Here is a 12749-nt window from a genome sequence, read left to right on the forward strand (position 1 = left end):
AGCGCCGATGGTACTGCAGCAATGTGGGAGAGTAGGACGACGCCCTATTTTCAGCGAGGCTAATTCCAATTAGGAGTTAGCCTCGCTTTGTTTTTGGAGGATAAAATAAAAACTAATTCTTTTTTCTAGTTACTTCTTATTGTCTTGTAGTAAAGGCTTTTTTAAGGGACTACTGGGCTTCGGAAAGTAAACTATTGAAACGGGTGTCTTGTCTCGCACCATCTTTTTCCTATATTTTATAGATTCTTTTTCTAACCTCTCTATCAATATATCTACTTTCGATTTTTCGGGTAGCTGAGAAGAATTTGATTGATTGTCAGCTTCGTGATTGGTGTTCTTTTCTTTTTTCATACAATAAAAATATTTAAATTAATAAATCATTATTGTATTTCTAAAAACAAATAAGGGGAATGTTTGCGTTTATTTTGGATTGGATTCCCGTATTGTTTTACCACCGTGGAGTGCCCCTCTCGGTTGGTATCACATCAAAGTGATTCAAAATACAGTGTAAATATTGTAAATTTTTATTTAATGTTCTAATTGGACTTAAGGTGTAATGTAAAAAAATGATAATATTAATTCATCTTATTCCTAAATAAATAATGTTACAACTCCCATATAACACCAAAATAAATGGTGCGTTTTCCATAAGAATCATAGAATTTCTTCGAGAAATCCTTGTTATAATAAATTCCACTTTGATTGTTTATGTTAAAAATGTTGGTTATGGACAAAAAAGGAATAATAGCACCGTCGTTATTGAGAGGTGTGTATCGACTGTATCCTAAATCAATTTTATTGTAATTTTCTAATTGTTGGCTATTAATTATTTCACTTAATAGTGGAATTTGATACTTAAAACCCGGTTTAGTGATGATTTCTTTAATGGGTGTATAGTAACTTCCAGGGTGCGTTATGTAGCTAAGAGAGATAGAACCCCACTTTAGTGTAATATATTGCAATGCTACTTTTGTTAAGTAATTAAAATCGTATTTCCCATTAAATTCTTTGTTGCCTTCTTGTTGTTTTTGATTGATAAACGAATTGGATATCGTAAATTTTAACTGATCAGTAAGAAGGTATTTTAAGTAAGTTTCTACCCCGAATGTTTTTACCTTATCTACTGAAGTAAAATAATCAAAAGCTTGTTTCCCTTTTTCTTGTTTATAATATACAGAACTTTTAAATCCTATCTTTTTTCTAATAATTGAATAATCAATTGCCAACTGCTTACTTGTTAACAATGTGAATTGTTTATTGTAATAATTTGGCGTTGCATAACTAACTTTCATAATTTCCAAGACTCATCATGACAGACTGTTTTTCATCAAAATTGTATTTCATTCCGAACTGTGCATTCCAACGTTGAGTTTGATTGTTTATAGGAATATTAGCTCGTAATGCTGCAGAAAAGGAGAGTTTGTCAGACATTGCATAATCACTATACGCATAAATATCTGCCATATGTTTCGAAATCTCATCCTTAGAAAGTTCTTTTGGGTCTTCGGGTGCCATTGCAAAAGGGTAGATAGGAATACTATCATTAAAACGGTTTTTATGACAATCATAAGAAATACCTGTTTGTAAATTTATTTTATCTGACAGTTGACTTTTGAAGTTTACCGAAGTATAGATTTGTTGTACTTTCTTCTTAGATTCGATACTTCCGTAATTCAAATCCTGATTAGAGTGGCATATACCTGTATTAACACTTAGTACTCCTTTTGGAGTATAATAATTCAAGTTATTTACAGAAAAGAAACGTTTCTTTTTTGCATTCGCTTCTCCACTATAATTCAAACTGTGTACATTGACTTTAAAATCCTCCGATACTAAATAATTATAGGAATTAATTTCTACTCTTTTCCCTAACTTATAATGAACGTTACATCCTATATCCTTAGTATGGAAAGACTTTAGGTTCGGTAAGTTCTTTTGCTGCATCTTAACAAATGCTTTTGAGTTATTGTAATTTCCATAGAACTGCAAAAAATTGTTTTCGTTATTTTTTATCTTCTGTGAGAGAAAAAAGCCTATAGCACCTATAGAAAGTGAGAGTTGCTACTGATTTTCAGGAAGTCGCTTTAGTGTTTGTATCTCTACAAGTCCCGCACTGCTATTGCCATAGGTAAGAGGCGGGTTGCTGGCATAGACATATTCTTTGTCAATAACTTCCGTACTGAACAAACTAAAAAATCCTTGGTTATTTAGTTGGCTACTTCGTACCGGAGTATAAACAGGAACGCCATTAAGTATTACGCGTGTGCGGTCGGGAGAAGTGCCTCGTAAAGAAGGATTAGCTGTTTCATCAATAGTAGTAGATGCCGGCATTAAAGTAATAGCCTTCAAACCATCAGCTTGTGCAACGGGATTAAAGTATATATCTAATTTTTTAATTTTGGTCACTGAAAACTTTTGTGAAATAGGGTCTTTCGCTTTAATGATGACCTCTCTCAGCGTTTGGCTATCTTCTTTCAAGACAATAGTCATTGATTTGTTAGTTAAATCTGATGACAATTTTACTTCTTTAGTTTGGTAGCCAATAAATGAGAAGACTAAGATTCCAGTACTTTCCTTTAGTTGCAGGTTAAAATTTCCATCAAAATTAGTCGAAGTACCTAATTCGGATTGTGTTTTTTTATAGATATTCACTGCAAAGATCGGTTGTCCTTTTTTATCTACTACTTTTCCTTTCAGTTGAACTTGTGCAAAGCTCTGACTTAGAATCAAGCAAAAGAATATGATTAATTTCCATTTCATAATTATTTGTCTTTTAGCTCAGTGATTAATTGATTCAGAAGATAATTTTCAGGATATTTCTTCACCGCTTCCTTGTGATATCTTTTGGCCTTTTCCCAATCCTTTTTACGGATATACCAGCTAACCAATAATTCATAGGACTCTTGTTTTCCCCAAGAAGGAAGCATACTGTTTTTTACCTTTTGATCTGGTAATGAGATTGCTTTTAAAAGATATTCTTCAGAATGTTTGCCACCGCCATATTGTTCTGGCGTATAGAAGTCATTACTGGCGAGGGCATAGTAAGCTCTTAAGTTTGTACTATCTTTTTCGATGGCTAACTTGCCATTTTTTTCAATTTGACGAGAAAGAAATATTATTTTTATCATATTTTTGAACTGAATGTCAAATCCTTGAGTAAGAGAAAGTAAAGCATAATCTTCTGATGTTTTATTTTCTATACTTTCTAATATATTAACTGCCTTGTCAGCATGTTTTTCTGAGTTTTTTTATCATTTTGTGAGATATAATAGATAGCCGTATAGTACTCACTGTAAGCCTGCCAGTATTTGAAAATCTTTTGTTGATGATCGTTGTATTGTTGTTCCAATTTATCATTTAATTCAAGTAAATTTTTTGAGTCTTTATTTTCTTGAGCCTTAATGAATGTTTGTAATACTTGTTCTTGAATGTTCTTGTCACGAGTTTGTGCATAGCTATTTCCTGTACAAATTAGTAGGATAGTAACGATGATATATTTGATAATTGTTTTCATGATATTATTTTTTTTAAGTGTTGATATAAATAAGTTTATTTTATAAACTAAATTGTTTAAAAAATGAAGCATTCAATGAATACCTCAAAATTATTTGATATATTCTTTTAAAGCATTTACATATTCTTCAAAAGCGTTTAGTCCTTTTGGAGTAAGGTGAGCAGTAGTATTTGGGTAATTGTTTTTAAAAGTTTTCTTTACTGTTAAATACCCGGCTTCCTCCAATTTCTGAATTTGTACGCTTATATTTCCAGCAGTAGCTTTAGTTACTTCTTTTATATACGTAAATTCAGCTTTTTCATCAGAAACCAATAATGACATGATAGCCAGTCTCAGTTGCGAATGTAAAAGCGGATTGAGTTTTTTAAACATGACGACGTTTTTTATGAGCGCTATAAAGTTGAATGCCTGGTATAAGAAAAATAAGTAACCCTACACCTGCTGCAACTAAAGAATGATATATTCCAGGAATAAATATTGAAAAATAAGTTAATATTGTTCCAAAAATGGTGAGTGTAATCCACAAGCTGTTTTTTAAACTTAGAGCAGACGCCATAGATGCAAAACAGAATGGCAGAAAAAGAACTGCTGTAAAACCAATGCCAAATTTATTTCCAAATACAAAACCTTTAAGAATGCTAAGCAACCAGCATTCCCCATATCCAACCAGTCAAGTCAATACTTTCATTGTTTTTGGCTTTCTTGTGATTGTCTCTAAAACCAGCAATGAATGTAATAATAGATCCTGGTATCATAGTAAACATCCATACGTATTTTATTAGATTATACTGTTCCATTTGTAACATTACGAAGTGAGATGTACCCGCAATTATAAAGAGTACTCCCCAAAAAAGTTAAAAGAAGCCATTTTCCTCATACTTTTGTTTTCGCTGATCAATAATGCTTTGGATAATCTTAAAACTATCCTGTGTGCTTAAATTTTCCATGATGAATATTTTTAGTGTTATAAATATAATGCAAATATAGAGTAGTTTATTTTATAAACTAAATTTTTTCATTATTTTATTCAAATAATTTCTTGCCATCTCATTAAAAAATCTTTGAATATCCTTGTCAATATTAGATTTGATTGTAAAAACAAAGCTGAAAGTTTTTTTACTCCCAGCTTTACTTTCTTTGGATATATCTTCTATTTCCTAGTGTATTTTTCTCGGTTGTGTCATATTTTCCGGTTTTAAAATATCATCTAATTCTTCCTTAGACAATAAGTTTTGTTCAAGAACGAGGTCGTAAACGCTTGCTCCCGTCTTCAAAGCTTCTTTGGCTAATTTAGAACTGGCTTCATAACCTAATACAGGATTCAAAGCAGTTACAATACCGATACTGTTATTGACCATTTCTTTACATCTTTCAGCATTGGCTGTAATGCCATCTATACAGCGCTCTTTAAGAACTGCCATTCCATTTTTAAGCATTTCAACACTCTGAAAAATGGAATATACCATTAGCGGTTCCATTACGTTGAGCTCTAATTGTCCGGCTTCTGATGCCATAGTAACTGTTAGTGTATTTCCGATTACCTTAAATGCGATTTGGTTTACGACTTCCGGAATTACTGGATTTACTTTACCCGGCATGATAGATGAACCTGGTTGCATAGGAGGAAGATTGATTTCATTCAATCCCGTGCGTGGTCCTGAGGATAATAAACGCAAGTCGTTGCATATTTTTGATAGTTTTACTGCTAAGCGCTTAACAGCAGATGAATACATTACGAAATCAGTTGTGTCTTGTGTTGCTTCTACAAGGTTTCCTGAAATTTTAATATCCATACCTGTGATGTCTGCTAAATGCTTCACACATTTATCACTGTATTCTGGTTCAGAATTAATTCCTGTACCAATTGCTGTAGCTCCCATATTAACCTCTAAAAACATGCTTGCTTGTCTCTCCAATACAGCAATCTCTTGTCTTAATGTATAGGCATAGGCTTTAAATTCTTGTCCAAGCGTCATTGGAACTGCATCTTGTAGTTGCGTACGTCCCATTTTGATAACATGAGCAAACTCTTCTCCTTTCTTTTCAAACGCATCAATTAATTCTTTCAATGTATCTACTAAAGAAGGATTGTTTCTTAATAAAGCGATCTTTACACCTGTTGGGTAAGCGTCATTAGTAGATTGTGATAAGTTGACATGGTTGTTTGGGTGACAATATTTGTATTCCCCCTTTTTCCCACCGAGTATTTCATTGGCACGGTTGGCAATAACTTCATTAGCAGCCATGTTGGTCGATGTCCCAGCACCTCCTTGAATCATATCTACACCAAAATTATCATGATATTTCCCAGCAATGATTTCATCACAAGCTTGATCAATAGCCTTTGCTATTTTTTCATCAAGTAAACCTAATTCTAAATTCGCCTTGGCAGCCGCTTTTTTAGTGATAGCTAAGGACTCAATAAATACGGGATATTTACAAAGTGTAGTCCCACTAATTTTAAAATTTTCTATGGCTCTCAATGTTTGTACTCCGTAATAAGCATCCACAGGAACTTCACGTTCACCAAGTAAATCGTGCTCCAGGCGAGTCTTTTCTGAATTCATTTTATTTGTGCTCATAATAAACAATTTTAATCGTTAACTATAGAGCAAATATTGATATTAAAAGTTGAGCCCACAAACATTTCCGATGCTTATAAAGCATATTTGGATTAATTTTGGCACTTTTTAGTTTTTAACTTTTAGATTAAAAGTTTTTAGATTTTAGAAGGTTAAACTTTCAATGAAATAATAAATCTATAAGAAGAATGCAAAGAAAATGTCAAAGGGCTATTTACGAACTCTATGAAAAAAAACTTACCTTTAGATTTATTTTTAAAATAGAGTATAAAGATTAAAGAATTGAATCAACATAAACTACATCCAATATTTTTTGCAGGCACTGGGAGCAACGTTGGGAAAAGTCTCATCGCTGCAGCATTTTGTCGGATTTTTTATCAAGATGGATATAAACCTGCACCCTTTAAGGCGCAAAATATGTCACTAAACTCTTATGCCACACCCGAAGGATTAGAGATTGGCCGGGCACAAGCAGTACAAGCAGAGGCTGCTAAGGTGCCTTGCCATACGGACATGAATCCAATTTTGTTAAAACCCACGGGCGAGAAAATGTCACAAGTGGTGCTTAATGGTAAGCCTGCAGGAAATCAAAATGCGTATCAGTATTTTAAGAAAGAAGGCAGAGAGCAGTTACGAGTGGCGGTACACAAAGCATTTGATAGATTAAATGCAAGGTATAATCCTATAGTTATGGAAGGAGCTGGGAGTATTTCAGAGTTAAATCTGCGTGACACTGACCTTGTAAATATGCCCATGGCAATGTACGCCAAAGCTGATGTAATATTGGTAGCTGATATTGATAGGGGGGGCGTTTTTGCTTCTGTATATGGGTCTATAGCTCTGTTGAGTGACGAAGAAAGAAAGCATGTTAAGGGAATCATCATCAATAAATTTCGAGGAGATATTCGTCTATTTGAGCAGGGTAAGGAGTTGCTTGAAAGTTTGTGTAAAGTTCCTGTCTTAGGTATCATTCCTTATTTTACAAATATTTACATAGAAGATGAAGACTCAGTTGCTTTGGAGAATAAATTTAAAATATTGCAAAGTGATAAAGTAAACGTGGTGGTCGTTTTGCTAAAGCATCTTTCAAATTTTACTGACTTTCAACGACTAGAAAGAGATGACAGAGTCAATTTGTTTTATTCTAATAAAGCTCAGGAAATAAAAGATGCAGATATAATTATTATTCCCGGGAGTAAAAACACAATAGCTGACCTCTATGAACTTCGCAAAAATGGTCTAGCAAAAGCCATTAGTCAATCTTATAGAGATGGAAAAACAATCTTAGGTATTTGTGGAGGTTACCAGATGATGGGGCAGAGTGTAAAAGACCCGGTAGGAGTTGAAGGAACTATAAAGAGTTTGCCGGGCTTAGGTATGTTGCCTATGGAGACTACTTTGACTGAAGAGAAATTAACCAGACAGGTAGAGTTTAAGTTTTTAAACAAAGAGGAAGATTGCCAAGGCTACGAGATACATATGGGCACAACCCAATTTACTAATGATAGAGACATTACGTCTTTAAATAAACTGAATGATGGTACGGAAGACGGATGCTTTATCTCTCCACAATGTTTTGGTTCATATATACATGGGATTTTGGATAATGCGGTTGTTATCGATTATTTACTAGAACGTTTTGATGGATTAAAGTCAAGAGAAGCTATGGATTATCAAGCATTTAAAGAAGAACAATATGAAAAATTGGCTCATCATGTGAGAAAACATACTGATGTTGAAAAAATCTATCAGATTCTAAAAGCAGACTAATGATTTACGGACACGGAGACGATATTTACAGTCAAAATCAACAGATAGTTTACAATTTTAGTTCTAATGTTTATGAGCATGAAGATGATAATTGGCTATATAATCTATTAGAAAAAAATCTTTCAGTTTTACATTCTTATCCAGAACCAGATGCTACTTCTTTAGTGCAACTATTAGCTCATAGAAATAATATTTCTGAGGAAGAAATTTGTGCTACCCACGGGGCTACTGATGCTATTTATCTAATAGCACAAACTTTTTCCCATAGTAACACCGCTATTTTTGCACCGACCTTTTCAGAGTATGAGGATGCTTGCAGAATTAATAGGCATCGTATTACTATTATTAAGGAATTAGAAGATGTTAATCGGAAGAATTTTGAAATGGTATGGCTATGCAATCCGAACAATCCCACAGGCTTAACTTTTGACTATAATATTCTTGTAGAATTAATTGACAATAATCCAGAAACCTTGTTTATTATTGACCAGACTTATCATTATTTTACCAATAAACCCACGTTATCTTATGTTGATGCTGTAAAACGTGAAAATGTTGTTTTGATAGACTCTTTTACTAAACGATTTGCCTTACCCGATTTGCGCTTGGGTTATTTTGTGACCAATAAGAAGTTGAAAAATAAAATTCAGTACTACAAGCAACCATGGGCAGTTAGCCAATTAGCGATTGAGGTTGGTAAGTATATTCTTCAATCAATGACCTGCAATTTAGATTTAGCATCTTTATTAGGAGAAACAAAAGATTTTCAGGAGCGATTGTCCAATATAAAGGGTATCGAAGTGCAAGGAACAGACACACATTTCTTTCTTTGTAAAACCCAGAAAGGCACTGCGGAGGAATTAAAGAAATACTTGGTAGAACATCATGGGATTTTAATTAGGAATGCCTCTAATTTTGAAGGATTGACAGCGAATTATTTTAGAATCTGTACGCAGAAAAAAGAAGCTAATATGAAACTGATTGATGGTATTACTGATTATATGAATAGTTTTAAAGCATAATGGAGAATTTATTTCTATATCTATTTGTGCCATTGGTATTGGGATGGTTGCTTGATAGGATTTTTGGCGACCCCGAAAACTTACCTCATCCTATTATATTCTTTGGGAAAGCTATATCATGGGTAGAAAAGAAGTGGAATCAAGGAGATTCAAAAATTGTAAAAGGTGGCGTGGTGGCAATTTTTTTCCCGCTAGTTGTATTTATTCTTAGTTCAGCGGTTAATATAATCATGTTTCTTTATTGTTTCTGGCTTGGAATCATCGTAAACACCATTTTCGTTTTCTTTGGTCTTGCAGGGAAAACTTTAGCAAAAGAGGTGGAAATGGTTTTTGAAGCTGTTGAGGTTTCTTTGCAAAAAGGCAGGGAACAGATTGCAAGAATCGTGGGACGTGATACTTCACAATTAGATGAACAGCAAATAAAAATAGCAGCCTTGGAGACGCTGGCAGAAAATTTATCTGACGGAGTCATTGCTCCACTGTTTTGGTATGCCTTAGGAGGAGTTCCGGGAATGTTTGCCTACAAAATGACCAATACTTTAGATTCAATGATTGGTTATAAGTCGGAAAAGTACAGAGACTTTGGTCGTTGGTCAGCGAAGATTGATGATGTCGCAAATTATATTCCAGCTCGGTTAACAACTCTTCTGATGTTGATTGTTTCCGGCAAAATTTCGCTATTCCCCTTTGTCTTGAAATATGGTAAAATGCACACCAGTCCCAATGCCGGTTACCCGGAGTCAGCCTTAGCAGGTATTCTTGATTGTCGGTTTGGTGGAGGCAATTACTACTTTGGTAAATTTGTAGAAAAGCCATACATTGGTGAAAATGAACGAGAATTGAGTATGCAAGATATGCAAAAGTCTATAAAAGTAAATTTGAAATCTGAAATACTGATGGTAATTGCACTAATTATTTTCTATGGTATTATGCTTTCAATTATGAAATAAATTATTCTACAAATGGCAATATATACGAAAACCGGAGATAAAGGAAAAACAGGAATTCATGGTGGTATGCGTGTTGATAAAGACGATATCAGAATAGAAGCAAATGGCACTGCTGATGAGTTAAATAGCATTATTGGAATTGTAAGAGCACATTTGAATACAGAGCATGATTGGCAACCATTTCTCTACAGAATCCAAAAAGAAATGATGGTAGCGATGTCTATCATTGCAACTCCGAGTGAAAATATAAAGAAGAATCCGAACACTTTTGACGAGAGCTTAATTAGTGATTCTGAAAAGATGATAGATGAGTTGAATGAGAAAATGGGTGGTAGTCGTGACTTTTTACTGCCTGGAGGTAATCTAGTCTCTTCGAATTTGCATTTTGCACGTACGGTCGCTCGCCGATGTGAACGGCGTTTGTGGACTTTGCATAAGAAAGATGAATTGCCAAACTACATACTTATCTTTTTCAATCGTCTCTCTGATTTATTTTTCGTAATGGCTCGTTATGAGTTATTTGTCAATGAAGAAAATGAAGAGGTATGGAAAGCATTCAAATACAAAACTCGTAAGAAATGATATGAGTAAAATAATTTTAATAACAGGAGGGCAACGGTCAGGAAAATCAACTTATGGAGAGCAATTAGCTTTAGAGCTTGCAGACCGTCCTTTTTATATTGCAACTTCACGTATTTGGGATAAAGAACACGAGTTACGCATCCGCAGACATCAAGAAAGACGAGGAGAGGAATGGACTACTATAGAGGAAGAGAAATTTTTAAGCAAACACAAGTTTGTCGATAAGGTGGTACTAATAGATTGTGTTACGCTATGGACTACAAATTTTTTCTTTGATTTAGAGAATAATGTTCAAGAAAGTTTGAGATTATTGAAAGAAGAATTTAATACTTTTACTGACCAAGAAGCAACTTTCATTTTTGTGACTAATGAAGTTGGACTTGGAGGAATGTCCACAAACGATATCCAACGTAAATTTGCAGACCTGCAAGGATGGTTTAATCAATATATTGCCTCGAAAGCTGATGAGGTTTTCATGATGGTTTGCGGTATTCCTCAAAAGATAAAATGATAAATAGATTGACTGAAATGAAATTTGAGATAAAAGCTCCTGACGAAGATATAATCCCATATTTACAGGACAAAATAGATAATTTGACTAAACCTAAAGGAGCTTTAGGTCAACTAGAAGAAATAGCCATGCAAATCGGGATGATTCAGCAAAGGTTAAGTCCTGAGCTAAACAATCCATATCATATCTTATTCGCAGGAGATCATGGGATTGCTGACGAAGGGGTAAGTACAGCGCCTAAATCTGTAACGTATGAGATGGTGCTGAATTTTCTAAAAGGAGGAGCAGGAATCAATTTTCTTTGTCGCCAGCATGGTTTTAAGTTGAAAGTTGTGGATGCCGGAGTTGATTATGATTTCGAAGAAAATTCCGAATTAATTAGCAGAAAGATTAGAAAAGGTACGCGAAACTTATTAAATGAACCCGCCATGCTCCTTGATGAGATGGAATTAGCCTTAGTCAGCGGAGCAGAACAAGTTATTAAGGCTCACAGAGAAGGCTGTAATGTGATTAGCTTTGGAGAAATGGGTATTGGTAATACATCAACATCAGCTTTATGGATGCATTATTTTACAGGAATTCCATTAGAGAAGTGTGTGGGGGCAGGATGTGACTACACTGGAGGTATCGTGAAGCATAAGTTAGCAGTCCTTTCTCAAGCGAGAGATAATTTTAATGGCGAATCAACTCCAGAGACTGTTATTTCACATTTTGGTGGTTTCGAGACTGTTATGACTGTTGGGGCTATGCTTAAAGCCGCATCTTTGAAAATGACTTTTATTGTTGATGGATTTATAATGACAGCCTGCCTATTGGCAGCGAAACAGTTATATCCTGAGGTGCAATCTTATGCTGTCTTTGGGCATCAAGGGGATGAACTCGGGCACAAGTTGATTTTGGATTATTTAGGAGCAAAACCCATTTTGAATTTGGGGTTACGCCTTGGAGAGGGTACAGGTGCAGTTTGTGCGTATCCTATTATAGAGTCCTCAATTAGAATGATTAACGAAATGGATACATTTAAAGAAGTGAAGGTTTCAAAATATTTTTAAGTGGTATGAAGAATATTCTTGCAGCCATCATGTTTTTTACTCGGATTCCTTTGTGGAAAATTAAAGCTTTTCAGTTACCAGCTAAATATTATGAGAATGTCATAAACTATTGGGCAGTCATAGGCTGGCTAACCTCCGGAGTGATGATTTTATCAATATGGGCATTCCTTCAAATTGCGCCTTTACCGATTGCTATTGTATTTGGTTTTGTGAGTCGGTTGTTGCTCACAGGAGCCCTACATGAAGATGGATTAGCTGATTTCTTTGATGGATTTGGCGGTGGCTCTACCAAGCAAAGAATCCTCGAGATTATGAAGGATTCTCATATAGGGACTTATGGTGTTTTAGCTCTTATTCTTTATTTTATGATAGGTTTCCAAATTCTACAGCAGTTTGAGATTCCCTTATTGCTTGTTTTTATAATTGTAGCAGACACATTTTCTAAATATTTAGCTTCCACGATGACCTTGTTTTTGACATATGCCCGCACTAAAGAGACAAGCAAGAGTAAAGTAATATATGCAAGGATGCATTGGAAAGCATTTCTATTGTCATCTGTTTTTGTCATATTATCTTTGCTCCTTTTACCTAGATGGGAATACTTTTTAGCCTTACTTTTTCCTATTACTTTGTATTTCTTTTTGATAAGGTATTTAAAGAAGAAAATACAAGGCTATACCGGAGACACTTGTGGTGCCTTGTTTCTACTCTGCGAGCTATCAACTTGGTTTGGGTTTTTAGTCGTGCAAAATTTGTTTTTATAGTT

At 34.5% G+C, this 12749-nt stretch carries 17 protein-coding genes and 1 riboswitch; of the genes, 7 read left to right on the plus strand and 10 right to left on the minus strand.

Annotation, left to right across the window (positions count from 1 at the left end; translation table 11 throughout):
- Positions 1–129 precede the first annotated feature (129 nt).
- The 10 genes from C7377_RS04865 to aspA all read right to left on the minus strand — a co-directional run bounded on the left by C7377_RS04865 (position 130) and on the right by aspA (position 6096).
- Complete coding sequence (locus C7377_RS04865; RefSeq protein ID WP_116496231.1) at positions 130–351, minus strand: hypothetical protein; 222 nt, start codon at positions 349–351, stop codon at positions 130–132.
- 60 nt (positions 352–411) lie between these two features.
- A riboswitch (SAM-I-IV-variant riboswitch) is annotated at positions 412–509 on the minus strand.
- A gap of 96 nt (positions 510–605) precedes the next feature.
- The gene (locus C7377_RS04870; protein ID WP_133241462.1) at positions 606–1292 is read right to left on the minus strand and encodes a hypothetical protein; all 687 of its coding nucleotides are present in this window, start codon (positions 1290–1292) and stop codon (positions 606–608) included.
- Complete coding sequence (locus C7377_RS04875; protein ID WP_116496233.1) at positions 1282–1944, minus strand: TonB-dependent receptor; 663 nt, start codon at positions 1942–1944, stop codon at positions 1282–1284. The genes C7377_RS04870 and C7377_RS04875 overlap by 11 nt, the downstream gene beginning before the upstream one ends.
- A 117-nt stretch (positions 1945–2061) precedes the next feature.
- Positions 2062–2760, minus strand: coding sequence for a carboxypeptidase-like regulatory domain-containing protein (locus C7377_RS04880; RefSeq protein ID WP_116496234.1), 699 nt, complete (start codon positions 2758–2760; stop codon positions 2062–2064).
- 2 nt (positions 2761–2762) lie between these two features.
- Positions 2763–3128 carry a tetratricopeptide repeat protein gene (locus C7377_RS04885; RefSeq protein ID WP_116496235.1) on the minus strand — a complete coding sequence of 122 codons (366 nt, stop codon included), beginning with the start codon at positions 3126–3128 and terminating at the stop codon, positions 2763–2765.
- A gap of 77 nt (positions 3129–3205) precedes the next feature.
- Positions 3206–3514, minus strand: a complete 309-nt coding sequence (locus C7377_RS04890) for a hypothetical protein (RefSeq protein WP_133241463.1) — start codon at positions 3512–3514, stop codon at positions 3206–3208.
- 90 nt (positions 3515–3604) lie between these two features.
- Positions 3605–3886 carry a winged helix-turn-helix domain-containing protein gene (locus C7377_RS04895; RefSeq protein ID WP_116496237.1) on the minus strand — a complete coding sequence of 94 codons (282 nt, stop codon included), beginning with the start codon at positions 3884–3886 and terminating at the stop codon, positions 3605–3607.
- Positions 3879–4160 (minus strand): hypothetical protein, encoded by a 282-nt coding sequence (locus tag C7377_RS09530; RefSeq protein ID WP_207778428.1) that lies wholly within the window; start codon positions 4158–4160, stop codon positions 3879–3881. Before C7377_RS09530 ends, C7377_RS04895 begins: the two co-directional genes overlap by 8 nt.
- Positions 4153–4278: a hypothetical protein gene (locus C7377_RS09730; RefSeq protein ID WP_262494791.1), complete on the minus strand. Its 126-nt coding sequence runs from the start codon at positions 4276–4278 to the stop codon at positions 4153–4155. The genes C7377_RS09530 and C7377_RS09730 overlap by 8 nt, the downstream gene beginning before the upstream one ends.
- Positions 4279–4671: 393 nt before the next feature.
- Positions 4672–6096, minus strand: coding sequence for an aspartate ammonia-lyase (gene aspA / locus C7377_RS04905; RefSeq protein WP_116496238.1), 1425 nt, complete (start codon positions 6094–6096; stop codon positions 4672–4674).
- Positions 6097–6378: 282 nt separating this feature from the next.
- On the opposite strand from aspA, the gene C7377_RS04910 reads away from it, so the two are divergent.
- The 7 genes from C7377_RS04910 to cobS are packed head-to-tail and all read left to right on the plus strand — an operon-like array spanning position 6379 to position 12747.
- Entirely contained in the window at positions 6379–7866 is a 1488-nt protein-coding gene (locus C7377_RS04910; RefSeq protein ID WP_116496239.1) for a cobyric acid synthase, read from the plus strand.
- Positions 7866–8888 (plus strand): aminotransferase class I/II-fold pyridoxal phosphate-dependent enzyme, encoded by a 1023-nt coding sequence (locus C7377_RS04915; protein WP_116496240.1) that lies wholly within the window; start codon positions 7866–7868, stop codon positions 8886–8888. Before C7377_RS04910 ends, C7377_RS04915 begins: the two co-directional genes overlap by 1 nt.
- Positions 8888–9838, plus strand: a complete 951-nt coding sequence (gene cbiB, locus C7377_RS04920) for an adenosylcobinamide-phosphate synthase CbiB (RefSeq protein WP_116496241.1) — start codon at positions 8888–8890, stop codon at positions 9836–9838. The genes C7377_RS04915 and cbiB overlap by 1 nt, the downstream gene beginning before the upstream one ends.
- 12 nt (positions 9839–9850) lie before the next feature.
- Positions 9851–10420, plus strand: coding sequence for a cob(I)yrinic acid a,c-diamide adenosyltransferase (locus C7377_RS04925; RefSeq protein ID WP_116496242.1), 570 nt, complete (start codon positions 9851–9853; stop codon positions 10418–10420).
- A 1-nt stretch (position 10421) separates the two neighbouring features.
- Positions 10422–10931: a bifunctional adenosylcobinamide kinase/adenosylcobinamide-phosphate guanylyltransferase gene (gene cobU, locus C7377_RS04930; RefSeq protein WP_116496631.1), complete on the plus strand. Its 510-nt coding sequence runs from the start codon at positions 10422–10424 to the stop codon at positions 10929–10931.
- 17 nt (positions 10932–10948) lie between these two features.
- Positions 10949–11983 carry a nicotinate-nucleotide--dimethylbenzimidazole phosphoribosyltransferase gene (gene cobT / locus C7377_RS04935; RefSeq protein WP_116496632.1) on the plus strand — a complete coding sequence of 345 codons (1035 nt, stop codon included), beginning with the start codon at positions 10949–10951 and terminating at the stop codon, positions 11981–11983.
- A 5-nt stretch (positions 11984–11988) separates the two neighbouring features.
- Positions 11989–12747 carry an adenosylcobinamide-GDP ribazoletransferase gene (gene cobS, locus C7377_RS04940; protein ID WP_116496243.1) on the plus strand — a complete coding sequence of 253 codons (759 nt, stop codon included), beginning with the start codon at positions 11989–11991 and terminating at the stop codon, positions 12745–12747.
- Positions 12748–12749: the final 2 nt, after the last annotated feature.

The organism is Balneicella halophila (assembly GCF_003096835.1).
Lineage (GTDB): Bacteria > Bacteroidota > Bacteroidia > Bacteroidales > Balneicellaceae > Balneicella > Balneicella halophila.

Coding starts and splice junctions, on each gene's coding strand:
- C7377_RS09730 (WP_262494791.1), bottom strand. CDS start 4,278: ATGTTTACTATGATACCAGGATCTATTATTACATTCATTGCTGGTTTT.
- cobT (WP_116496632.1), top strand. CDS start 10,949: ATGAAATTTGAGATAAAAGCTCCTGACGAAGATATAATCCCATATTTA.
- cbiB (WP_116496241.1), top strand. CDS start 8,888: ATGGAGAATTTATTTCTATATCTATTTGTGCCATTGGTATTGGGATGG.
- cobU (WP_116496631.1), top strand. CDS start 10,422: ATGAGTAAAATAATTTTAATAACAGGAGGGCAACGGTCAGGAAAATCA.
- C7377_RS04915 (WP_116496240.1), top strand. CDS start 7,866: ATGATTTACGGACACGGAGACGATATTTACAGTCAAAATCAACAGATA.
- cobS (WP_116496243.1), top strand. CDS start 11,989: ATGAAGAATATTCTTGCAGCCATCATGTTTTTTACTCGGATTCCTTTG.
- C7377_RS04895 (WP_116496237.1), bottom strand. CDS start 3,886: ATGTTTAAAAAACTCAATCCGCTTTTACATTCGCAACTGAGACTGGCT.
- C7377_RS04865 (WP_116496231.1), bottom strand. CDS start 351: ATGAAAAAAGAAAAGAACACCAATCACGAAGCTGACAATCAATCAAAT.
- C7377_RS04870 (WP_133241462.1), bottom strand. CDS start 1,292: ATGAAAGTTAGTTATGCAACGCCAAATTATTACAATAAACAATTCACA.
- C7377_RS04925 (WP_116496242.1), top strand. CDS start 9,851: ATGGCAATATATACGAAAACCGGAGATAAAGGAAAAACAGGAATTCAT.
- C7377_RS04890 (WP_133241463.1), bottom strand. CDS start 3,514: ATGAAAACAATTATCAAATATATCATCGTTACTATCCTACTAATTTGT.
- C7377_RS04875 (WP_116496233.1), bottom strand. CDS start 1,944: ATGCAGCAAAAGAACTTACCGAACCTAAAGTCTTTCCATACTAAGGAT.
- C7377_RS04885 (WP_116496235.1), bottom strand. CDS start 3,128: ATGATAAAAATAATATTTCTTTCTCGTCAAATTGAAAAAAATGGCAAG.
- aspA (WP_116496238.1), bottom strand. CDS start 6,096: ATGAGCACAAATAAAATGAATTCAGAAAAGACTCGCCTGGAGCACGAT.
- C7377_RS04880 (WP_116496234.1), bottom strand. CDS start 2,760: ATGAAATGGAAATTAATCATATTCTTTTGCTTGATTCTAAGTCAGAGC.